Annotated in this window: 1 pseudogene; it reads left to right on the top strand. The window is 50.2% G+C overall.

From position 1 onward, the window contains the following. Positions 1-284: pseudogene (locus R2R70_RS19390) on the top strand (DNA polymerase domain-containing protein); the annotation flags it as partial. Between the last annotated feature and the right edge of the window lie 43 nt (positions 285-327).

Raw genomic sequence — 327 nt, 5'->3', positions numbered from 1 at the left:
ACCGTCAGCGTGCGATCAAAATCCTGGCGAACTCTTACTACGGTTACTACGGTTACGCGAAAGCGCGTTGGTACTGCAAAGAATGCGCGGAATCTGTTACCGCGTGGGGTCGTGAATACATCGAATTCGTTTGGAAAGAACTGGAAGAAAAATTCGGTTTCAAAGTTCTGTACATCGACACCGACGGTCTGTACGCGACCATCCCGGGTGGTAAATCTGAAGAAATCAAAAAAAAAGGGCTGGGATTTGTTGGCTTCAGCAACGGGAAACTTCCGGGGCTGCTGGGAATGGGATAAGGAAGAATGGAAGGGGGGCCGGTGGGGAAAA

The organism is Cobetia sp. SIMBA_158, from assembly GCF_046566945.1.
In the GTDB taxonomy this organism is placed as follows: domain Bacteria; phylum Pseudomonadota; class Gammaproteobacteria; order Pseudomonadales; family Halomonadaceae; genus Cobetia; species Cobetia amphilecti.
The sequence above is the reverse complement of the archived record's forward strand: the minus strand, read 5'-3'. Positions and strand labels throughout refer to the sequence as shown.